The 21,122-nt window shown below is 62.1% G+C and carries 21 protein-coding genes; 12 read left to right on the top strand and 9 right to left on the bottom strand.

Translation table 11 applies throughout. The features are described from left to right. The first annotated feature begins 183 nt into the window (after positions 1-183). Together ABGT66_RS00355 and ABGT66_RS00350 are read left to right on the top strand one after the other, a co-directional pair. Complete coding sequence (locus ABGT66_RS00355) at positions 184-483, top strand: DUF4491 family protein (protein WP_346688101.1); 300 nt, start codon at positions 184-186, stop codon at positions 481-483. Between the two features lie 96 nt (positions 484-579). Next, positions 580-1,266, top strand: a complete 687-nt coding sequence (locus ABGT66_RS00350; protein ID WP_346688100.1) for a DUF4405 domain-containing protein — start codon at positions 580-582, stop codon at positions 1,264-1,266. Between the two features lie 82 nt (positions 1,267-1,348). Here the strand turns inward: ABGT66_RS00350 and ABGT66_RS00345 are convergent, their stop codons facing one another. The 3 genes from ABGT66_RS00345 to ABGT66_RS00335 are packed head-to-tail and all read right to left on the bottom strand — an operon-like array spanning position 1,349 to position 4,046. Further along, positions 1,349-2,335 carry an ABC transporter permease gene (locus ABGT66_RS00345; RefSeq protein ID WP_346688099.1) on the bottom strand — a complete coding sequence of 329 codons (987 nt, stop codon included), beginning with the start codon at positions 2,333-2,335 and terminating at the stop codon, positions 1,349-1,351. After that, positions 2,332-3,069: an ATP-binding cassette domain-containing protein gene (locus tag ABGT66_RS00340; RefSeq protein ID WP_346688098.1), complete on the bottom strand. Its 738-nt coding sequence runs from the start codon at positions 3,067-3,069 to the stop codon at positions 2,332-2,334. The genes ABGT66_RS00345 and ABGT66_RS00340 overlap by 4 nt, the downstream gene beginning before the upstream one ends. Positions 3,070-3,074: 5 nt before the next feature. Beyond that, complete coding sequence (locus ABGT66_RS00335; protein WP_300263210.1) at positions 3,075-4,046, bottom strand: substrate-binding domain-containing protein; 972 nt, start codon at positions 4,044-4,046, stop codon at positions 3,075-3,077. Between the two features lie 1,501 nt (positions 4,047-5,547). Between ABGT66_RS00335 and tnpA the strand changes: the two genes are divergently transcribed. Then, complete coding sequence (gene tnpA, locus ABGT66_RS00330) at positions 5,548-6,030, top strand: IS200/IS605 family transposase (RefSeq protein ID WP_346688097.1); 483 nt, start codon at positions 5,548-5,550, stop codon at positions 6,028-6,030. Between the two features lie 104 nt (positions 6,031-6,134). Here the strand turns inward: tnpA and ABGT66_RS00325 are convergent, their stop codons facing one another. From ABGT66_RS00325 to ABGT66_RS00315, 3 genes are all read right to left on the bottom strand, one after another. Next, positions 6,135-6,785 (bottom strand): transposase, encoded by a 651-nt coding sequence (locus tag ABGT66_RS00325; RefSeq protein WP_346688096.1) that lies wholly within the window; start codon positions 6,783-6,785, stop codon positions 6,135-6,137. A gap of 628 nt (positions 6,786-7,413) precedes the next feature. After that, the gene (locus ABGT66_RS00320; RefSeq protein WP_346688095.1) at positions 7,414-7,953 is read right to left on the bottom strand and encodes a nitroreductase family protein; all 540 of its coding nucleotides are present in this window, start codon (positions 7,951-7,953) and stop codon (positions 7,414-7,416) included. A gap of 15 nt (positions 7,954-7,968) precedes the next feature. Beyond that, positions 7,969-8,661: a metal-dependent hydrolase gene (locus ABGT66_RS00315; RefSeq protein ID WP_294193551.1), complete on the bottom strand. Its 693-nt coding sequence runs from the start codon at positions 8,659-8,661 to the stop codon at positions 7,969-7,971. On the opposite strand from ABGT66_RS00315, the gene ABGT66_RS00310 reads away from it, so the two are divergent. Beyond that, positions 8,635-8,877 carry a hypothetical protein gene (locus ABGT66_RS00310; protein WP_346688094.1) on the top strand — a complete coding sequence of 81 codons (243 nt, stop codon included), beginning with the start codon at positions 8,635-8,637 and terminating at the stop codon, positions 8,875-8,877. The genes ABGT66_RS00315 and ABGT66_RS00310 overlap by 27 nt on opposite strands. Before the next feature lie 82 nt (positions 8,878-8,959). Here the strand turns inward: ABGT66_RS00310 and aspS are convergent, their stop codons facing one another. The 3 genes from aspS to ABGT66_RS00295 all read right to left on the bottom strand — a co-directional run bounded on the left by aspS (position 8,960) and on the right by ABGT66_RS00295 (position 13,362). Beyond that, positions 8,960-10,747, bottom strand: coding sequence for an aspartate--tRNA ligase (gene aspS / locus ABGT66_RS00305; protein ID WP_346688093.1), 1,788 nt, complete (start codon positions 10,745-10,747; stop codon positions 8,960-8,962). A 199-nt stretch (positions 10,748-10,946) separates the two neighbouring features. Continuing rightward, positions 10,947-12,200, bottom strand: coding sequence for a histidine--tRNA ligase (gene hisS / locus ABGT66_RS00300; protein WP_346688092.1), 1,254 nt, complete (start codon positions 12,198-12,200; stop codon positions 10,947-10,949). Positions 12,201-12,390: 190 nt separating this feature from the next. Further along, a complete protein-coding gene (locus tag ABGT66_RS00295) occupies positions 12,391-13,362 on the bottom strand; it encodes a RodZ domain-containing protein (RefSeq protein WP_346688091.1) in 972 nt (323 codons plus the stop codon). Positions 13,363-13,561: 199 nt separating this feature from the next. On the opposite strand from ABGT66_RS00295, the gene ABGT66_RS00290 reads away from it, so the two are divergent. The 8 genes from ABGT66_RS00290 (at position 13,562) to ABGT66_RS00255 (ending at position 21,113) form a co-directional block, all read left to right on the top strand. Further along, complete coding sequence (locus tag ABGT66_RS00290; RefSeq protein ID WP_346688090.1) at positions 13,562-14,611, top strand: ABC transporter substrate-binding protein; 1,050 nt, start codon at positions 13,562-13,564, stop codon at positions 14,609-14,611. Beyond that, positions 14,608-15,612: an iron ABC transporter permease gene (locus ABGT66_RS00285; RefSeq protein ID WP_346688089.1), complete on the top strand. Its 1,005-nt coding sequence runs from the start codon at positions 14,608-14,610 to the stop codon at positions 15,610-15,612. Before ABGT66_RS00290 ends, ABGT66_RS00285 begins: the two co-directional genes overlap by 4 nt. Next, positions 15,609-16,415: an ABC transporter ATP-binding protein gene (locus ABGT66_RS00280; RefSeq protein WP_346688088.1), complete on the top strand. Its 807-nt coding sequence runs from the start codon at positions 15,609-15,611 to the stop codon at positions 16,413-16,415. The genes ABGT66_RS00285 and ABGT66_RS00280 overlap by 4 nt, the downstream gene beginning before the upstream one ends. A gap of 116 nt (positions 16,416-16,531) precedes the next feature. Further along, the gene (locus ABGT66_RS00275) at positions 16,532-17,524 is read left to right on the top strand and encodes an ornithine cyclodeaminase family protein (RefSeq protein WP_346688087.1); all 993 of its coding nucleotides are present in this window, start codon (positions 16,532-16,534) and stop codon (positions 17,522-17,524) included. Between the two features lie 105 nt (positions 17,525-17,629). Beyond that, complete coding sequence (locus tag ABGT66_RS00270) at positions 17,630-18,289, top strand: PAS domain-containing protein (protein WP_294193543.1); 660 nt, start codon at positions 17,630-17,632, stop codon at positions 18,287-18,289. 15 nt (positions 18,290-18,304) lie between these two features. After that, positions 18,305-19,177: a DMT family transporter gene (locus ABGT66_RS00265; RefSeq protein ID WP_346688086.1), complete on the top strand. Its 873-nt coding sequence runs from the start codon at positions 18,305-18,307 to the stop codon at positions 19,175-19,177. A 167-nt stretch (positions 19,178-19,344) separates the two neighbouring features. Continuing rightward, positions 19,345-20,670, top strand: coding sequence for an MATE family efflux transporter (locus tag ABGT66_RS00260; protein WP_346688085.1), 1,326 nt, complete (start codon positions 19,345-19,347; stop codon positions 20,668-20,670). After that, the gene (locus ABGT66_RS00255) at positions 20,667-21,113 is read left to right on the top strand and encodes a GNAT family N-acetyltransferase (RefSeq protein ID WP_346688084.1); all 447 of its coding nucleotides are present in this window, start codon (positions 20,667-20,669) and stop codon (positions 21,111-21,113) included. The genes ABGT66_RS00260 and ABGT66_RS00255 overlap by 4 nt, the downstream gene beginning before the upstream one ends. Positions 21,114-21,122 lie beyond the last annotated feature (9 nt).

The following is a 21,122-nucleotide window of genomic DNA, read 5'->3' as shown; positions in this document are numbered from 1 at the left end:
TGTAAAATATGCGAAAAGGCCGCGGCTTCGTCCCGCGGCCTTTTTCATACCCGCGCGCCCATACGCGCCGGGCATGGCACGGCGGTGCACCGAAAGCATTGGCGCGCGCCGCCTCCGCGATAGTAGAATAGAATCCGTGAAAACATCCGCGCGCCATCGCGCGGCGAAAGGAGAGCGGAGCGAGTGAACCTGCTCGGAATCGAGGCCGCAGTCATATCGTTCGTCTGCATCGGGATATTTCATCCCGTCGTGATAAAGGCCGAATATTACTTCTCGTCGCGCTGCTGGCCCGCATTCCTCGCCGCGGGCGCGCTCTGCTGCGCCGCGTCGCTCTTCGCCGAATCGCCGCTGCTCTCCGTCGCGCTCGGCTCGCTCGGCTGCACGTGCCTCTGGTGCATAATCGAGCTTAAAGAGCAAGAACGCCGCGTCGCGCGCGGCTGGTTCCCGGAAAATCCGAAAAGACGCGCAAAGCGCGGCGGATAGTAAAATGTACGTGACGGACGCCGCGCCGCGGAAGCGCGCCGGAAACTTCGGAGGCGCGCGAAACCTCCGCCAATCTCGTGAAAGGAGCGCCGCCCAGTGAAAGCCTCCGTGAAATTCAAAATCTGCGTGGACATCATGATGACAGCCGCGCTCTACGCCTGCATGGCCTACATGCTCGTCGGCGAAGAGGCGCACGAATGGATAGGAAGCGGCCTCGCGCTGCTCTTCATCCTGCACAACGCGCTGAACCGCAAATGGTACGCCGCGCTCCTCACGGGGCGATACACGCCGCTGCGCGCCTTCCAGACCGCCGTCAACCTGCTCTGCCTCGTCTCGATGGCCGCAGCCGCGGTCAGCGGAGCCGCGATGTCGCGCTATCTCTACGACATACCGTTCCTCAGCGGCGGCGCGTCGCTCGCGCGCACCGTCCACATGCTCGCCGCCTACTGGGGCTACTGCTTCATCTCGCTGCACCTCGGCCTGCACTGGAGCATGATGCTCGGCATGATGAAGAACGCCGCCGCGCCGCAGAACGCGCCCAGATGGATTACGCCGCTTCTTCGGACCGCGGGAGCCGCCGCCGCCCTGCTCGGCGCGCATGCGCTCATGCGCCACAGCCTGCTCGACTACATGTTCCTGCGAAATCAGTTCGTCTTCTTCGACACAGAGCGCCCGCTCTCTCTCTTCTTCCTCGACTACGCCGCAATAATGGCGCTCTGGGCATGGCTCGCCCACTACGCGCGCCTCGCGCTGATAAAAATGTCGGTGCGGAAGGTAAAATAAAAAGCAAAACAACACATTAAAACAAGCGCGCCGCGGTGAATGCGGCGCGCTCGGCTCATCTCTATAAAAATCCCCAGCGTCCCTACCCGTTCGCGCCGCTTTCCCTCTTCCTCTTCGACACGAGCGCGTAGAACGAGACAGAGAGCAGGAGCACGAGGCCGTCGACGAAGCGCGTCCAGAAGCCGGACCAGCCGGAGCTCACTATCCCGGCCTCTATCGTGCCCATCATTATCGAGCCGATGACCGTGCCCCAGACCGTGCCGCTGCCGCCGTAGACCGACGTGCCGCCGATGAAGACCGAGGCGAATACGAGCAGCAGATAGCCCTCGCCCTGCGTCGGCCACCAGTTGCCCATCTCCGCGGTCGCGAGGACGCCCGCGAGCCCCGCCGCGAAGCCGAGGTAGGCGAACACGCCCGTGCGCGCCGCGCCGACCGGCATTCCGAGCATCTTCGCGACGTTTATGTCGTCGCCGATGAAGCGCAGGTCGTCGCCCCACGAGGTGCGGTGGTAGATGAGCGCCGTCGCGGCGGCGAAGAGCAGCGCCCATACCGACTGCATCGGCAGAAAACCGCCGAGCCTGCCGACGAGCACGGCTATCTCCGGGTTGTCCAGCTTGAGCTCGATGCCGAGCGGTATCGCCGTGCCGCCCGAGAGCAGCATGACGCAGCCGCGCCAGAAAAAGTCGAAGCCTATCGTCGCGACGATGGCGGGCACGCCCGTGCGCGTAATCATAAAGCCGTTTACTAATCCTATCGCGAGCCCGGTCGCCACGCCCGCCGCCGCGCCGGCGAGCACGGAGCCGGTAGACTTCGACACGAGCGCGAAGACGAAGCCCGACATCGCCATGTTCGAGGCGAAGGACAAATCCATCTCGCCCGTTACGACGACCAGCGTCATCGCCGTCGCGACTATCATGATGAACGGAATTGTTGAAAGGAAGGTCATGTAGATGCTGCCCGAGAGGAAGGCCCCCGGCGCGCGCAGCGCGAAGAAGGCCCACAGCGCGAAAAGCACCGCGGTGATTATCAGCTGGTTCTTGCTGTTCCTTGCGAAATTCGATAAATTCATCTCTCCGCCTCCATCAGCCGCGCGAAGAGATCGTGCTCCGAAAGCTCGTCCTTGCGCCATTCGCCGAAAACCTTGCCGTGTGAGAGGATTACGAACCTGTCTGCGACGCGGTGCGCGTGCTCTATCGTGTGCGTGATGACGACGACGGAGCGCCCCTCGGACTTCAGCAGCCGCATGAAGTCGAGCACCTTCTCAGCCTCGCTGACCGCAAGCGCCGTCGTCGGCTCGTCTAGGATGACCGCGCTCGCCTTGAAATACATCGCGCGCCCGATCGCGAGCCCCTGACGCTCGCCGCCCGAGAGGGACGCCGCCGGAGTGTCTGGCGATATCCCCGCGCCCGAGAGGCCGAGACGCGAAATAATCTCCGCCGCCGCCTCGCGTTCGCGCTTCGCGTCGATGAGGCCGAAGCGCGTCTTGATATGCCGCCCAGCGAAGAGATTGCGCCAGAGCGGCTGCGAGACGCCGAGCGCCCTGTCCTGATAGACCGCCTCGACGCCGAGGCTGCGCGCGTGCGCGACGCTGAACCTCGTCACGCGCGCGCCGTTGATCTCGACAGTGCCCGAGGTCGGCGCGTAGAGGCCCGAGATTATCTTAATCAGCGTAGACTTGCCAGCGCCGTTGTCGCCGAGCAGCGCCGTAATCTCCCCGCGCTCAAGGGAAAAGTCCACGCCCCGAAGGGCGTGGACGCTCCCGAAAGATTTGCGGATATCCCGCATCTCCAGGATTTTAGTCATATTCGCTAACGTATGGCCTTCTCCGCGAGCGGCGCGATCTGGTCGATATTGTCCTTCGTCACGAAGCCGCCCGCCGTGTCGACATAAATTCCGCCGAAGCTGCCGCGCTTGTTGAGCACTATCTGATTGACCGCGAGATAGGCCATCATATACGGCTGCCCCTCGGAGACGAGGCCGACATAGCCGCTCTTGATAGCCTCGGCGGTCGCCGGCGAGAGGCTGAAGCCCGCTATCCCGACCGTGCCGGGCTTGATGCCCGCGGAGCGCAGCGCCGTGCCGGCCTGCGCCGTCAGCGCGCCGTGGTCGATGACGATAAGCTTGCAGTCCTTGTGCGCCGCGATATATCCCGTGAGAATCGGTGCGCCGAGCGTAGCTTCCTTGTTCGCCTCGGGCGAAATTTCGAGATAATCGACGTCGAGCCCCGCGTTCGTGTAAACGTCTACGAGAGCCTGCGCGCGGAGGCCGCGTCCGGGAACGCTCTTAAGCCCCCAGACGAGCACCTTGTCGCCCTTCTTGAGGCCGAAATGCGCAAGGCTGCGCTCGGCGAGCATCTTGCCCTGGCCGTAGTTGTCCACGCCGATATAGCTGTAGCCCTTCGACTGATATCTCTCGAAGGTCTTGGGCAGAGGCGTATCGACACACATAACCTGGATGCCCTTGCCGATAGCCTCGCCGATCAGCGGCATATAGGCGTCGTCGCCCGGCGCTCCGATGACCACCATGCCGTCCGGGTTCGTCGCCATGCCCTGGCGGAAGTTCGTAATCATCTTCTCCGCGTTCCAGTCCGAATAGACGAACTTAATCTCAATGCCGAGGTCGTCCGCGGCCTGCTGCGCTCCGTTCTGGAGCACCGTCGCGTAAGACTCGCCGGGGCTGCCGCCCGCGTCGAACCAGACCGTAATTTTGTCCTCCGCGGCGAACGCCGCGCCGCAGAAGAGCGCGAGGCCGAAAAATGCCGCTATGCAGCTTTTCATCATAACTACCACTCCTGTTTTAGATTTTTTGCAAAGCAGAAACAACCACACGGCGCGGCAAAAGCCCGCGCCGCGCCCGTGAGAGCGGGACACGCCGAAACGCGCCGCGCGCGCCGCAACGCCGCGTCCACGGCAAATTTTCATAAAATGGGAAAATTTATCTGGACGAGAGCGGCGGCGGCGTCAGGCATTTCGCTCTATACGAATGCATCCCATGCACTGTATCGGGTTCTCACAGGCCCATATTCACCGCGCCGTCCTCCCTTCGTCGGAAGATAAAAAACACTCTTCAGATAATAGCGGTTTCCGCAAAAATTACAATGTTCTCAAGAATAAAGAAAAGCAAGCAAAACCACGCAAAGCGCCGCAGGTCTAAGGCGAAAGGACAAAAACGGCGAAGAAACGGAAAACATAAAGCCGGGGCGGCACATCACCGCTCCGGCTTATGTTTTTGCGCGCCGTCGGGGGACGGCGGCGGTGGATGGCTTGGGGAGCGCCCCGCGTGTCGCCACGCGACCGAACGCACGAGCGGCGCGTATGCTTCAAGCTCCGCCTCCACGCCGCACGTCCCGCAGCACACGCCCGCGGAGCAGAGCGCGCTCCGCGGATTTTCCGTAAAGGACATGACAGTCCACTCATTTGGATGAAATTGCCTCCAATGGTGGGGAAGCGGCGAAGATTTTACAAAAACGAAAACTCGCGGAAGCGCGGAGAGCGCGGCGTCGGCAAACGTCAGCGGTGGCGGAGCTGCTGTACTTACTCGCATTTATATGTTTATACGAGAGACGGCCCTCACGTCACCCCGCGCTTGACGCGGGGCCCAGATACCGTCTTGAAAGTCAAACATAAATGTAAGGCATCTCGCTGTCTTTCGACAGCATCATCATAACTCTGCGGCATGTATTGTCTCTTGTATGTGTACGTGCCGCTTTTTGTTGTGCCTTGTACTGTTTTTCGCCTGCCGTCCACAGCCTAGGTTTATGCCGGTGCGTACTCCGGATCGAATTTTACCCTGTGTGTAAGCACTCCCCAGATTATGTGAAGCAGTTTACGCATGCTTGCTATTACAGCTAGCTTTTTGCATTTCCCTCGCGCCAGCAGTCTGTTGTAGAAAGCGCTTATCACCTTGTTTTTTCGCGTAGCTACAAGCGCCGCCATGTACATGGCGTGTCTCAGCACTGCGCTTCCCATGCGGCTCATCACAGGCTTTTTGTGTATCGATGTACCCGACTGGTTTTCGCAGGGTGCTATCCCAAGACGTGAGACCAGCTGTTTTACGCTCCTATATCGGCTTATGTCTCCGGCTTCGCCGATAAACGACGCGGAGCTTACTTTGCCTATGCCGTCTATGCTGCGGAGCAGCTCCGCCGTATCTCTTAATGTATAAAGAAATCTCCCGGCTATGCCGGGAGTTCATTCAGCTTATAGCTATGAGCAGAAGCTCCTCTGACGTAGTATAAGAAAGTCCGTCAACCGTCTTAACAACGTACAGAGGAGGTCCAACATGGACACAGAAACCCTAGCACATACAAAATGGAATTGCAAATATCATATAGTGTTTGCTCCGAGATTCAGAAGACAGATTATCTACGGCAGGTTGAAAACTGAGATTGGAAAAATTTTAAGAACCCTATGCGAGAGGAAAGAAATTGAAATTCTTGAAGCCAATCTCTGTGCAGACCATATTCATATGCTGATTGCCATACCGCCCAAATACAGTGTGTCGCAGATTATGGGATACATGAAGGGCAAAAGCTCGCTTATGATATTCGACCGCTTTGCACATATGAAATACAAATATGGCAACAGACATTTCTGGTGCAGAGGATATTACGTAGACACAGTAGGGCGCAACCAGAAGAAAATAGCGGAGTATATCAGGAACCAGCTGAAAGAGGACTATCAAGCAGACCAGCTGAGTTTGTTTGAGCCGGTAGACCCGTTTACGGGTAAGCCGGTCAACTCAGGCAAAAAAGATTCCCGGTAAGCTCCTTTAGGAGCCGCCCGGGAAAGTGGTGCGGTTGGCGGACTTTCAAGCTCGTTTAGAGCTGCAGGTAATATGCCCTTATAGGGCTGGCACAAACTACCGGCTTAGCCGGTAGTTCTGATTCCGGCATCGTCTATGTGTTTCTCTATCGCTTCGTCTATCTCGCGTATCTGCTGTTCAAGATGGGCTATGAGTTCTTGTACGCTCTCTATGACCGGATGCGGATGGCTGCCGCCGGCTCTGAATTTTTCAAGCCTGTTATATTCAGCTTCCCTCAGCGTTACAAGCTCAGCACGTCTCCGTGTAAGTTCTCTCAGCAGACGTTCCGCCAGGCTAGGGGCCTGCCACGGCGTGATCTGTCCTGTCGTAATCATTGAGATTAGGTACGAGGCTATGAGTCTTGCGTCAGCGGCGTCGTTCTTGTTGAGATGCATCGTCGCCTTTCTGTAAGATTTCACTGCAAATGGGTTCAGCACATACAGGGATATTCTGCCGGACATATTATTGTCTGCGAGGTAATAAGAGAGCTGTTCCCCGTATACTCCTGTGGACTCCATTCCTGCGGCTATAGAATAGTCATCCCCGTCTGCATGTTTTGAAGCAATCTTTGATGCGTGTTCAACCATCTGTTTGAAACCCGATGGTTGGTTCGCTATTTTTTTGCTTGACCACAGCACCTTGCTGTCGGAGCTCATAAGCACGACGGAAAGAGAAGCCTTAGAGACGTCGATTCCAAGATAGAAGTTATACGGCATTTCGTCACCTCCGAAAAGATAAAAGTAAAAGATTCCACAATGCACTGCGTCGGAGAGCGCCTGGTTTCAACATACTCGCATATTCAAGTTCGCGTCAACATATGACGGACTTAGGATACCTGTTCGTTGTAAAGCAGGGCGGTTGACCAATCTGGACCACAGTATCTATGTACTCAGCGTCTTTCCGGTCTTTCCGACACCTGTATCATAAGGGCTGACGCCCGAATGAACCAGTGATGACAGCTTACTTTTTCTACAATCACCTCATTTTTGTTTGCGTTACTGTATTATACGAGCGTCTTTAGATTCCCATACCTCTCGGAATTTAACGACACTAGATTCCGCGTCCATCGGCCAAACGTTGCCGATACTAGGAACGGCCTAAGGAAATTTTTAATGTCCGCTGCGCGGATATGCCGTTCCGTCGGAGCGCGGAATGACGATTAACGGGCGCTTCGGTATATATAGGCTCTGTATTTCAGTGCGGTCTCTATCGTTTGGGCCGGAGGCTCCGCCATGAGAATCGCCGGAGCGACATAGGGAGAGCGCGTCCGGCTCTTCATGCCGTTTGTGCAGGTTCGTCCGCGCGGCAAAAAAATCGGGAGAGGCCGGGGCCTCTCCCTTTGCGTTAGAGTGTTTTGAGGATTTCGTCGAGCGGCTTGCGCTGTTTGGGGCGGATGGTTTCGTCGGCGGCGTAGCCTACGGCTATCAGCGCGCGGACGGTGTCGCCCTCGGGAAGGCCGAGGAGTTTGATTACCTCTTCGTTGGTGAAGCAGCCGATGATGCAGGTCGCGAGGCCGAGCTCCGCGGCTTCAAGGACGAGGTAGGCGGTCGCCATGCCGACGTCGCCTTCGGCGAAGCGCTTCGCGTCGTGGTAGTGGTCCATGACCTTCGCCATGAGCTTCGGCTCTTCGATTTCCGATACGACGATGAAGGCGGGGACTTTTTCGCTCCACGCGTTGAGGCCTATCTCCTGCGCTATTTTCGAGAGCGCGGCGCGCTTTTCGGCTTCGGTGACTATCGTGAAGCGCCACGGCTGGCTGTTGCAGCCGGAGGGCGCGAGCGCGGCGGTCTCGACGCAGCGGCGGAGGAGCTCGGGCGCTACGGGCTCTTCTTTAAAGTTGCGGCAGCTCTGCCGGCGCAGCGCAAGCTCGCGGAAGTTTTCCATTTCTGTCGTCTCCCTTTAGAAGTCCAGCGTTTCGCCGGGCTGCATGATTACTACGTCGGTGCCCTGCGCGGTCTCTTTGACGTGGAGTTCGAAGACCGCGGGGTCGGCTTTGATTGCGGGGAAGGTGTTGTAGTGCATCGGCACGACTTTGAGCGGGCGGATGAATCCCGCGGCGCGCGCGGCGTCTTCGTAGTCCATCGTGAAGTATCCGCCGATGGGCAGGCACGCGACGTCTATTTTTTCGGCTTCGAGGAGCTTCATTTCCATCGTTAGGCCGGTGTCTCCCGCGTGGTATACTTTGCGTCCGTCGACTTCGATGACGAAGCCGCAGGCTACGCCGCCGTATCGGACGTTTCCTTCGGTGATTATCGGGTCGCCGTGCCACGCCGGCGTGAGCTTGACGCGGCCGAAGCCGAAGCGCGCGCGTCCGCCGATGTGCATGCCCTCGACTTTGATGCCCTGCGAGGCGAGCCAGCCCGCCGTCTCGTTGCAGGTGAAGACGGTAGCGCCGGTGCGTTTGGCTATTTCGACTGTGTCGCCGATGTGGTCGCCGTGGCAGTGGGTGAGGAATATCGCGTTGACGTCGGTGAAGTCCGCGGCTTTGGCGGCTGCGAGCGGGTTGCCCGTAAGGAACGGGTCGATGAGGGCTTTGAGCCCCGTCCCCTCGACGTAGAAGGCGCTGTGTCCAAGATAACGAAGTTTCGGCATTTTGATTTTACCTCCATACCCTTGTATTTGTTTCGTGCTTTCCTCAAAGCTATTATAAATTATACCGCGCCGCGCGAACAAGCGCGCGCCCGCTGCGGTTCTGCCGCGGCGGTTTCGCTTTGCCGTGAGGCGGCGCGCTTTGCCGCTCCGCGCCGCGGCGGCGCGGGCATGAAAAAAGACGGCGGGCGTAAGAGCCTGCCGTCTTTCGTTGCATAGGGTAATGGTTTTATGAAGGAGGCCCCGTGCAGAAAATTCACGGGGCGACATAGGGCGCTGCCGTTTGTCCCGCGTTTCGCGCTTAGGCGAGCGGCTCGACTACCTTTATCGAAAGTTCTTCGAGCTGTTTCGGCTCGACCTCGGCGGGTGCTTCGGTCATCGGGCACTGGGCCTTCTGGTTCTTCGGGAAGGCCATGACGTCGCGTATCGACTTGCTGCCGGTCATGAGCATGACGAGGCGGTCGAGGCCGATGGCGAGTCCGCCGTGCGGTGGCGTGCCGTAGCTGAGCCCCTCGAGCAGGAAGCCGAAGCGCTCCTTCGCCGCCTCGGGCGTGAAGTTGAGCGCGCGGAAGGCGAGCTGCTGCATTTCGGGGTTGTGGATTCTTATCGAGCCGCCGCCGAGCTCCGTGCCGTTGAGCACGACGTCGTAGGCGCGGGAGCGGACCTTGCCGGGCTCGGTGAGCATGTACTGCACGTCCTCGTCCATCGGCGCGGTGAAGGGATGGTGGACGGCGGTGTAGCGTCCGCTTTCATCGTCCCATTCAAAGAGCGGGAACTCCGTGACCCAGAGGAAGCGGAAGCCTTCCTCGACCATGCCGCGCGCGCGGCCGAGCTCGAGGCGTATCTGCCCGAGTATCTCGCAGGCCTTGCGCCAGCTTTCGTCGGCCATGATGAAGAGCGCGTCGCCGTTCTCTATCGCGGAGAGCTCGCGCAGCTTCGCGAGCTGATCTTCGCTGAGGAATTTGACGAGCGGGCCTTTGAGCTCGCCGTCTTTCGCGAGGAAGTTCGCCATGCCCTTCGCGCCGAGCGACTTCGCGCGGCCTTCGAGCTCGGAGAGCTCCTTGCGCGAGAGCGTCGCGCCGCCGGGCAGACGGAGCCCCTTTATCGTGCCGCCGTTCGCTACGAGCTGCGCGAAGGGGTTCTCGCCGTCACGGAAGACTTCTTCGAGGCTGACCATCTCCATCGGGATGCGCATGTCGGGCTTGTCGATGCCGTATTTGTTCATCGCTTCGTCCCAGGTCATGCGGAGGAACGGCGTCTTGACATCTACGCCGTTGACTTCCTTGAAGAGTCCCGCGAGGTAGTTCTCTACGAGCGTCATTATGTCCTCTTCGGTGATGAAGCTCATCTCGAGGTCGAGCTGGGTGAACTCGGGCTGGCGGTCGGCGCGGAGGTCTTCGTCGCGGAAGCACTTGACTATCTGCATGTAGCGGTCGCAGCCGGCGACCATGAGGAGCTGCTTGAAGAGCTGCGGCGACTGCGGCAGCGCGTAGAAGCAGCCGGGGTTGACGCGGCTCGGCACGAGGTAGTCGCGCGCGCCCTCGGGCGTGGACTTCGTGAGCATCGGCGTTTCGATGTCGATGAAGCCGTTGTCGGCGAAGTAGTTGCGCGTGTAGCGCGTGATGTCGTGGCGGATGCGCAGGTTGCGCTGCATCGAATCGCGGCGGATGTCGAGGTAGCGGTATTTCATGCGCAGGTCTTCGTTGACCTCGTCGGCGTTGTCAAGCTCGAAGGGCGGCAGCTTCGACGGCGCGAGGACGATGAAGTCCTCGACGAGAAGCTCCACTTCGCCGGTCGCGAGCTCGGGGTTCTCCGTCCCCTCGGGGCGCTTGCGGAGCGTGCCCTTGACCGCGAGCACGTACTCGCTGCGCAGCGCGCCCGCGCGGTCGTGCGCGTCGGCGTTGAGCTCTGGGTTGAAGACTATCTGCGTCACTCCGGTCTTGTCCCAGAGCTCTATGAAGATTATCCCTCCGAGGTCGCGGCGGCATCTGAGCCAGCCGTTGAGGACGGCCTTCTTGCCCGCGTCTTCGGCGCGCGGCGTTCCGCAGTACATCGTCCTGCGCCACGATGCGTCAAAATATCTTTCCATTTAGAAAATCCTCTCCGATTATAAATTTTATGCCAGTCCAACCTATACGGGGGAAACGCCTTCGACATCATTCCGCGCTTGACGCGGAATCCAGCGGCTTCAAACTCCGATGCTTTACGGTATTTAACGACACTGGATGCCGGGTCAAGCCCGGCATGACGAACCGCCGTTTCTCTTGGAAGCTGAACGGCTATATACGCTATGCCTTAAGTTTATTTATAAGCTGCTCGCGGGTCAGCTCTTCCTGCGTTCCCGCGCCCATGTCCTTGAGCGTGACGACGCCCTTTTCGAGCTCGCTCGCGCCGAGGATGCAGGCGAAGCGCGCCGTGTTGCCCGCGCTCTTCATCTGTCCCTTCATGCCGCGCCCCATGTAGTCGAGGTCGGCCGATATGCGGTGCGTGCGCAGCTCGCGCGCGAGCGCCGCGGCTTCGAGGCGCGCCTCCGCGTCCGCGGCGACTACGTAGGCCTTCGTCTCCGGCTTTCTGCCGAAGGTGCAGCCCTGGGCCTCCATCGTGATGATTACGCGCTCGATGCCCGAGGCGAAGCCGACGCCCGGGACGTGCGGGCCGCCGATGGACTCCGCGAGGTTGTCGTAGCGTCCGCCGCCGCAGACTGCGTTCTGCGAGCCGAGGTCGCCCGACTGGATTTCATAGGCGGTCTTCGTGTAGTAGTCGAGGCCGCGCACGAGGCGCTTGTCGAGGACGACCGACGCGCCTATCTTGTCGAGGCCGCGGCGGAGCTGCGCGAAGTGATCCTTGCATTCGTCGCAGAGGTATTCCATGACCGCTGGCGCGCCCTCGGTGATTTCCTTGCATATCGGGCTCTTGCAGTCGAGGATGCGCAGCGGGTTTCTGTCGAAGCGGCTCTTGCAGGTGTCGCAGAGCTCGTCGTAGCGCGAGTGCAGGTAGTCCTGGAGCGCCTTGCGGTAGACGGGGCGGCACTTGGGGCAGCCGACCGAGTTGAGGATTACCTGAAGGTTGGAAAGTCCGAGCCTGCGGTAGAGCTCCATAGAGAAGTCTATGACCTCGAGGTCTACGAAGGCGTCCTGCGCGCCGAGCGCCTCGATGTCGAGCTGCACGAACTGGCGGTAGCGTCCCTTCTGCGGGCGCTCGTAGCGGAACATCGGGCCGATGCTCCAGAGCTTCGCGGGCTGCGCGCCCTTGTTCATCTCGTTCTCGAGGTAGGAGCGGACCATCGAGGCGGTGAGCTCCGGACGGAGCGTGATGCTGCGGCCGCCCTTGTCCGTGAAGGTGTACATTTCCTTTTCGACGACATCGGTCGTCTCGCCGACCCCGCGGCAGAAGAGCTCCGTATGCTCGAAGATGGGGAGATAAACTTCCTTATATCCGTAATCGTCCGCGACGTCGCGGCACATCTGAGTCACGTAGGCCCATTTCCACGATTCGTCGCCGAGTATGTCCCTCGTGCCGCGCGGAGCCTTTACTGCTTCCATCACAACCGCCTCCCTGTAATTTTGAAAGGGCGGGAAATCTCTCCCGCCGGAATATTTTCCCAAAAAGCCGCGGCGCGCGCACGGAGGCCGCGCCGTTCAAACTATTATATTACTTTATAACCGCGCGTACAGACAAGTGCGCAGCGGCAAATTCGCGCCGCGCGCCGAGGTTTCGCGCTTTTCCGCTCGTTTACCGCTTGTCCGTATCCGTTACCGCGCCGTCGCTCCAGTAGTATTTCGTCACGGGGTTTTTGCCGCCGCCGAGGGCTTTCGCCGCCGCGCCGAACCACGCCGCGTCGGTCGCCGCCGGGTTGCCGCACCTGACGCGCAGCGGGGCGGAGGCGTTCACGCGGAATTCCTTTTTCTCGCCGGGCTTCATTATCCCCTGGTAGAGCACCTTGCCGCCCTCGCTGATGCGCAGCCAGCTGTCGGCGCGCGCCGTGAGCGTGAGCAGCGGAGCTTTGGCGGCGGGCTTCGCCTGCGCCGGAGCCGCGGGCTTCTGCTGCGCGGGCGCGCTAGCCGCCGCGGGCTGCGCGGGTTTAGGCGCGGGCTGCTTTCCGTCCATCCAGCTTAAATCCACGGATGCGGGCGCGGCTGCGTCGGCCGAGAGCGGCTGCGCGGCGTCGGGCGAAACGTCCGCCGAGGCGGCGCGCTTTTCCTGCTGCTCGCGGACTATCGGCGCGGTGCCGCCCTCGAGCGGCGTCGTCGCGGAGGTAGATATCTCGCCGCGGTAGCGCAGCGTCACCCAGAAGGCCGCCGCGAGCGACACGACGACGAGCAGGTATATCCAGAAGCGCGGCGAGCGGCGGAATACGCCGGGCGTCACCGCCATGTCCGGCTCTTCGTTCGAAGCCTTGAAGTCCTCGAGCGTGACGTTGCCGCCGCGCGTGAGCGGGTCGTACTTCGCCCACATGTCCGGCGCGGTGAGGAACGCGCAGTACTGGCGCAGGAAGCTGCGGCAGTACGGCCCCTTCGGCAGCTCGTCCAGCCGCCCTTCCTCTATTGCGGAAATATATTTTTTCTGTATCTTCGTGGCGTCGGAGGCGTGCTCGAGCGTTATGCCCTGCGCTTCGCGAAGCTCTTTGAGTTTTCGTCCGAGTTCGTTGGTTTTTTTCGTTTTTTCGTCTTCGCCGTTCGTCTTAATATTTTTTTCTTCCGCCATCCGCTTTCCCCCTCGTCGCGTAATTCGGCGGCGCGCCGCTGAGATTCCGCGCGCCTTTTTCCGTACAATAAATGATAGCCTATAAGGGCGAAAAATAAAATAATGAATCTCGCGCCGCGGCGGGCCGTGTTGCCGCGTTCCGCGCCTTGTGCTAATATGCGCGGAGAATCGCCGAAATTTTTGCGCGGGAGGCGTGGAAATGAGATTTTTTATTTTTCTGCTCGCGGCGGCCTTCGCCGCTCTTTCGTGCGTCCCTGCCCCGTGCTCCGCGCGCGCTCTTCCCGAAAAAATCGAGCGCGCCGCCGTCGCGGGCGTTCTGCCCTTTCCTTCCGTCCTCTGCCTCTATCTCGGCTCCGCCGAAAAAATAATCGCGATCCCGCCCGCGTCGATGAGCGCGGCGCGCGAAGGGCTGCTCGGGGAATTGTTCCCCGAGATATTGAAGGCCGAGACCTCGTTCGCCTCGGGGACGGGCGCGAATATCGAGGAGCTGCTCACGCTGCGCCCCGACGTCGTCTTTTATCTCGAAGCCGACAAGGTCACGGGCCGCGCGCTCGAAAACGCGGGGCTCGCGGGCGTTCCCGTCTCGCCGTCGAAATACGGCTACGACGTTCTGCGCACCTACGAGGAGTGGATTAAGACGCTCGCCGCGATTTTCCCCGAGCGCGCCGAGGCGGGGGAGAAGGCCGTCGCTTACGGGCGGCGCGCGCTCGAGCTGACGAAGGCGCGTGCGGCGCTCATCCCGCAAGACGAGCGCAAGAAGGTTCTTTTCATCGTGCGCGACGAAAACGGGCGCATCGTCACCTCGGGCAGGAATTTCTTCGGGCAGTACTGGTGCGAGTCGATAGGCGCGGAGAACGCTGCGGCTGAGATAACGGCGGAGCGCTCGAACGCCGTCGTCACGATGGAGCAGATTTATAAATGGAACCCCGACGTTATATTCATTACGAACTTCACGAAGCTCGCGCCGCGCGATCTGCTCTCCGCGCCCGAGTGGAAGCCCGTCGAGGCCGTGCGGCGCGGCGCGGTCTTCAAGATGCCGCTCGCGCTCTACCGAACCTACACGCCGGGGCCCGACGCGCCGCTGACGCTGCTCTGGCTCGCGCGCGCCGTATATCCCGAGAGCTTCGGCGACATAGACCTGCCGAAGCAGGCCGCGAAGTATTATAAGGAAATTTTCGGCCTCGACGTGAGCGCGGAGCGCGCGCGTGAAATCTTCGCCGCGCCGCAAAGCGGAGGCGCGGGCCGTTGAGCAGGCGCGCCGCGCTGATTCTGCTCTGCGCAGCGGCGCTTGCGCTCGCGCCCTTCGCAGCGCTCTGCTTCGGCCGTTTCCCGATTTCGGCTGGCGAGGCGCTTTCCGCGCTCTTTCCCGCCTTTTTCGGAGAAATTGAGAACGCGGAGCTGACGCGCGGCGTTCTGCTCAACATACGGCTGCCGCGCGTCGCGCTCGCCATGCTCTCCGGCGCGGGGCTCGCGGTCTCCGGCGCGGCGTTCCAGTCGCTTTTCTCCAATCCGCTCGCTACGCCCGACACATTAGGCGTGGCGACGGGCGCGTCGTTCGGCGCGGCGCTGGGCATACTCGCGGGATTTTCCCCCGTCTTCGTCCAGCTCTCGGCCTTCGCCGCGGGGCTCGCCGCCGTCGCGCTCGTCCTCGCAGTCAGCCGCGTGCGCGGCTCGTCGCCCGTCATTATGATGATACTCGCCGGAATGGTCGTGAGCGCGCTCTTCTCGGCGCTCGTCTCGCTCGTAAAATTCGCCGCCGACCCGCAGGACGTGCTTCCCGCGATAACCTTCTGGCTCATGGGCAGCTTGTCGGGCGCGACGCGCGAGAGCCTCGCGCTCGGCTCGCCCGCGATAATCGCGGGCGTTCTGATAATCTGGCTCGCGCGCTGGCAGCTCAACGCCGCTTCGCTCTCCGACGACGAGGCCGTCTCGCTCGGCGTGAACCTGCGCCGCCTGCGCCTCGCGGTGATAGCGGGCGCGGCGCTGATAACGGGGGCCGTCGTCTCGATGTGCGGCCTCATCGGCTGGGTCGGCCTGCTCGTGCCGCACGGCTCGCGGATGCTCTTCGGCGCGGACAACAGACGCGTCGTCCCAGCGAGCCTCGTACTCGGCGCGCTCTTCATGCTCGCGATAGACACCGCGGCGCGCAGCGCGGCGGCCTCGGAGATTCCCGCCTCTATACTGACCTCGATAATAGGCGCGCCCTTCTTCATCTTCCTGCTGCGGCGCAGCGGAGGCATAAGGGAATGAGGTTCGAGACGCGCGGCGGCGCTTTCCGCTACGGCGCGGGCGGTTATGTGCTGCGCGGCGTGAATTTCAGCCTCGAAAGCGGCGAGCGGCTCTCGATACTCGGCGCGAACGGCGCGGGGAAGACGACGCTCATCCGCTGCGCCGCGGGGCTGCGCGCGTGGAGCGAGGGGGCGACCTGCCTCGACGGCGCGGACGTTCGCAGCCTGCCGCCGCGCGAGTTCCGCCGCCGCGTAGGCTACGTGCCGCAGGCGCGGCCCTCGGCCTTCGTCTACACGGTTATGGAAATGGTTCTGCTCGGGCGGCTGCCCTGCATGGGAGCCTTCGCCTCGCCCTCCGCGGAGGACGAGCGTAAGGCGCGCGCGGCGCTCGAGCTAGCGGGGATTCCGCAGCTTGCGGGCAGGCTTTGCAGCCGCATCAGCGGCGGCGAATATCAGCTCGTCGTCCTCGCGCGCGCTCTCGCATCCGAGCCCGAGCTGCTCATCCTCGACGAGCCGGAGTCCAACCTCGACTTCCGCAACCAGGCGCGGCTGCTCGGCACCGTCGCATCGCTATGCCGCGAACGCGGAATGAGCGCGCTCTTCAGCACGCACTACCCGGAGCACGCGCTCGAGCTTTCGTGCAAATCGCTGCTCGTCATGCCCGACGGCTCGGCGCGCTTCGGCGCGTCGGAAGATGTCGTGACGGAAGAAAACCTCCGCGCGGCCTTCGGCGTCCCCGTCGTCATGCGCCGCTTCGAAGCTTTCGGCCGCGAGCGCACGGCCGTGGCCGCGGACTACGAACCGGCGGAAGCGGCGAAGGAATAGAAACGCGCGCGCCGCGCAGCTCTTCATACAAAATTTTGTATTCTTGACAAAAAAGTATTTGCGCGTATCCTTAGAGGCGGACGATACAAAATTCCACAACCGAAGGAGCGTTTGCGATGCTTATACTCACGAGGGAAGATATTCTGAAGGTTTTCTCGATGCGCGACGCGATCGAGGCCGACAAAAAGGCTTTCGTGCTGCACACGGAGGGGCGCGCCGTCGTGCCTCTGCGCATAAATATCGATAACGAGGCCCGCGACGGGCAGATTATGTTTATGCCGGCCTACGTCGGCGGCGGCCTCAACGCGGGCGGCGTCAAGATAGTCTCGTGCTTCACCGGCAACCGCGGGAAGGGGCTGCCCGTTATCCCAGCGACGATGGCGGTCGTAGACGGCGACACGGGCGTCGTCTCTGCGATACTCGACGGCACGACGCTGACGCAGCTGCGCACCGCGGCTATTTCGGGCGCGGCGATAGAGCTGCTCGCGAACCCCGACGCGAAGGTGGGCGCGCTCTTCGGCACAGGCGGGCAGGCCCCCGCGCAGCTCGAAGCGCTGATGACGGCGCGCAAATTGTCCGAGGTGCGCATATACGACGCGCTCGAGGGGCGCGCCGAACCCTTCGCCGCGCAGTACGCGCCGCTCGCAGAAAAGTTCGGAACGAAGCTCGTTCCCGCGAAGACGCCGAAGGAGGCCGTGACGGACGCAGACGTAATCACCGCCGTGACGACCTCGCGCGAGCCCGTCTTCGACGCCGCGGACATCAAAGACGGCTGCCACGTCACGGGCGTCGGGGCCTACACGCCAGAGATGCGCGAGATACCGGCGGAGCTGCTCGCGCGCGCCTCGCGCATATTCGTGGACAACCGCGAGGCTGTGCTCGCCGAGGCGGGCGACTTCATCATAGCGGAGCGCGAGGGAAAATTCTCGCCCGGCATGATAGCTGGCGAGCTCGGCGAACTTCTGCTCGGCCGCGTTGAAGGCCGCCGCTCGCCGAAGGACGTGACGATAATGAAGACCGTTGGCTTCGCGACGCTCGACGTGGTCGCCGCCGCCGAGGTTGTGAAAAAGGCGAAGGCCGCGGGTGCGGGCCTCGAGGTCGCGCTGTAGTGCAGGCGCGCGGCGCGTCCGAGCTTTGCGCGCCGCCGCGGCGAATGTATAATAGGCGTTGAGCTTCGGCTCTTCGCCTTAATTTTTTATCTTGGAGGCACAGTCATGCCCGAAAGCTGTCATCCGCTGCTCGCGCCCTTCGTCCCGCTCGTCGCCATGCTCGGCGAGGCGCTCGGCCCGGAATACGAGATAATACTGCACGACCTCACGCAGGAGGGGACGAAGATAATCGCCTCGACCAACGAACGGCTCTCGGGGCGCAGCAAGGACGCGCCGCTGACGGAGTTCGGGCGCTTTCTCATGACGAGCCCCGAGGTCGACGGCCTCGACTACATCGCGAACTATCCCGCCGAGGCGCAGAACGGGCGGCAGATGCGCTCGAGCGTCCTGCTGATACGCGGCGAGGCGCGGAAGCTCGTAGGCCTGCTCTGCATAAACTACGACACGACGAAGGCGAAGCTGCTGCTCGATGCGGCGTCGTTCCTGACCGCGGTGCGCCCGCTCTCGTTCAAGGGCGCGCAGGTCGAGCGCTTCGAAGCGCCCGAGGACGAGGCTGCCTTCGTCGCCGAGGCGCGCCGCCGCATGGGCTGCCCGCTCGAGTACCTCGCGAGCGACGAGCGCCGCGAGTGCATAAAATACCTCGACGAGCGCGGCTTCTTCAAGCTCAAGGGCTCGATAGACTATCTCGCGAAAGAGATGGCGAAGAGCCGCTTCACGCTCTACGCGGACCTGCGCGCCGTGCGTAAGCGCGGCGGCGCGGAATAGGGGAGGGCGCGCGGCGTGGACATACGGACGCGGAATCTTGTCGAGATACATCTTTCCGTCGTGCTCTTCGGCCTCACGGGGCTCTTCGGCAAATTCATCAGCCTGCCCGCGCCGCACATCGTGCTCGGGCGCGTATTCTTCGCCTCCGTATCGATGGGGCTCTACTTCCTTTTCAGAAAGAAAGATGTGCGCCTCGCGCGCGGCGCGGACTACGCGGCGATGGCCGCCGTCGGCGCAGTGCTCGCGCTGCACTGGACGGCCTTCTATCTCTCGGTCAAGCTCTCGACCGTCGCGATAGGCGTGCTGACCTTCGCCGCCTACCCGATTTTCGTGACCTTCCTCGAGCCTTTCTTATTCCGCGAAAAGCTGCGCGGCGCGGACGTGCTCGCGGCCTTCGTGATGTTCGGCGGCGTCCTGCTCGTCGTGCCGCGCACGGGCGCGGGGCCGGACATGACGGCGGGGATGATATGGGGCATGGTCGGCAGCGTCTCCTACGCCGTCATGTCGCTGCTCAACCGTAAATTCGTCTCGCGCTACGAGGGCAGCGTCGTCGCCTTTTACGAACAGGGCACGGCGGCGCTGCTGATGCTCCCGATTCTGCTCTTCGACAGGCCGCATGCGTCGTCGCTCGACTGGGCGCTGCTTGCCGTCCTCGGCGTCGTGCTGACAGGCGTCGCGCACTCGCTCTTCATCAGCGGGATGCGCAGCGTGCGCGCGCAGACGGCGGGCGTCATAGCGAGCCTCGAAAGCGTCTACGGCATAGCCTCCGCGGCGCTCCTCATCGGCGAGTTCCCGACGCTGCGCGAGCTCGCGGGCGGCGCGGTGATTCTCGGCACGGCCTTCGTCTCGACGCTGCGTTCGTCGCGCGAGGGCGCGGAGGATAAATAGGGCGGCGGGCGGTAAATCCGCGCCGCGCGCGGCTGTTGAAATTTTCGCGCGCGCTTGATATATTGTCCTTGAAATTTCGAGAATAACCATCGGGTTGAGTCCCTTACCGTATGCAAGGCTGCATACGGTTTTTTTGTACGGGCGGGCGGAAACGGAGGCGGCTGACTATGCGGGAGGATTTTAAGAGCACTGCGCGCGAGCTGGCGGATTTCAGCCTGCCGCTGATAGCGAGCGGCGTGCTCCAGCAGCTTTACAACTGGGCGGACGCCTTCATCGTCGGCAACGTCGTCGGCGAGGCGGCGCTCGCTGCGGTCGGAGCCACCGCGACGGCGGTCGGCTTCTACATTTACCTCATCGCGGGATTTTCCGTCGGCCTCTCGATATTGTTCGCCCAGACATACGGAAGCGGCGACATGCGCGCGATGCCGCGCATCCTCTCGACCTTCTCCGCCGTCTTCCTCACGGCCTTCTCGGCGCTCGCGGCGTTCGGGATGGCGACGGCCCCCGCGCTGCTGCGGCTGCTGCACACGACGCCCGACACGATAGCGATGGCGGAGGATTACCTCGTCATCGTGCTCGCGGGCGTTCCGTTCCTCGCGCTCTACAACGTCTATTCCGCGGCGCTGCGCGGCCTCGGCGACAGTCGCGCGCCCTTCTACGCCGTCCTCGTCTCGTCGGCGGTCAACGTAGCGCTCGACCTGCTCTTCGTCGCTGTCTTCCGCTGGAGCGTCGCGGGGGCCGCCGCCGCGACAGTCGCATCGCAGGCCGCGATGGCGCTCTTCCTTATTTTTTACGCCGCGCGCAGATATCCCGTCCTGCGCTTCAATTTCAAGGACAGGCTCATAGACCGCGCCGCGCTCGCCGAGGGCTGCCGCCTCGGTTTTCCTCCGACCGTGCAGTTCAGCGTCACGTCGCTCGGCAACCTCGCGCTGCAGAACTTCATGAACGGCTTCGGCACGCAGACCGTCGCCGCCGTCACGACGGCATACAGAATAGACACGATTATACTTTTGCCGATAATCAACCTCGGCTCGGCGATCTCGACGCTCGTCGCGCAGAGCCGCGGCGCGGGGGACCGCGAGCGCATGGGGCGCATATTCTCCGCGGGCGCGGCGCTAATGGCGGCGGTCTCCGTCGCTTTGACGCTGCTCGTCATCCCGACGGGAAGCCGCCTCATCGCGCTCTTCGGCGCGGGCGGCGAGGCGGTCGCGATAGGTCACGACTTCTTCCTGCGCATCGCGAGCTTCTACTGGGCCTTCGGCCTCGCTACGGCCTTCCGCGGATACATCGAGGGGCTCGGCGACGTGCTATGGTCGAGCTGCGCGGGCATAGCGGCGCTCGCCTTCCGCATCGCGGCCTCCTACGCGCTCGTCTCCTTCTTCGGCAACATGGTCATCGCCTACGCCGAGGCATTGTCGTGGATACTGCTGCTCGCGCTTTACGCGGCGCGCGCGGCTCACAATAAAAAACTGATTGAAAGGCGCGGTATATGATGGAACTGAAAGAGCTCGACGTGCGCGGCGAAATGCCCGCCGTCATGGAAATTATACGCGGCGGCTTCGCGCAGGCCCCGTGGAACGAAACGTGGGACGACGATGCGGCGCTGCGCGAATACATCGAGGGGCTGACGAACGCGCCCGATTCGCTCGCGCTCGGCCTCTGGGACGGCGCGCGGCTCGCGGGCGTCTCGCTCGGAAGAATAAAGCGCTGGTACTGGGGCGCGGAATACTGCATAGACGACCTCTGCGTCCTGCCGTCGATGCAGGGCCGCGGCGCTGGCACGGAGTTCGTGAAGCTCATGGACGAGCACCTCAGATCGCGCGGCGTCAGAAGCGTCTCGCTCTGGACGAAGCGCGACGCCCCCGCCTGCGGATTCTACAGAAAGAACGGATTCCACGAGGGCGAGGACAAAATAATATTCGAGAAGGAACTTTAGCGCGGCGGC

Origin of the sequence: uncultured Cloacibacillus sp. (assembly GCF_963926575.1) — a bacterium.
GTDB classification, from domain to species: Bacteria; Synergistota; Synergistia; order Synergistales; family Synergistaceae; genus Caccocola; species Caccocola faecigallinarum.
This window is presented reverse-complemented; position numbering and strand designations above follow the sequence as displayed.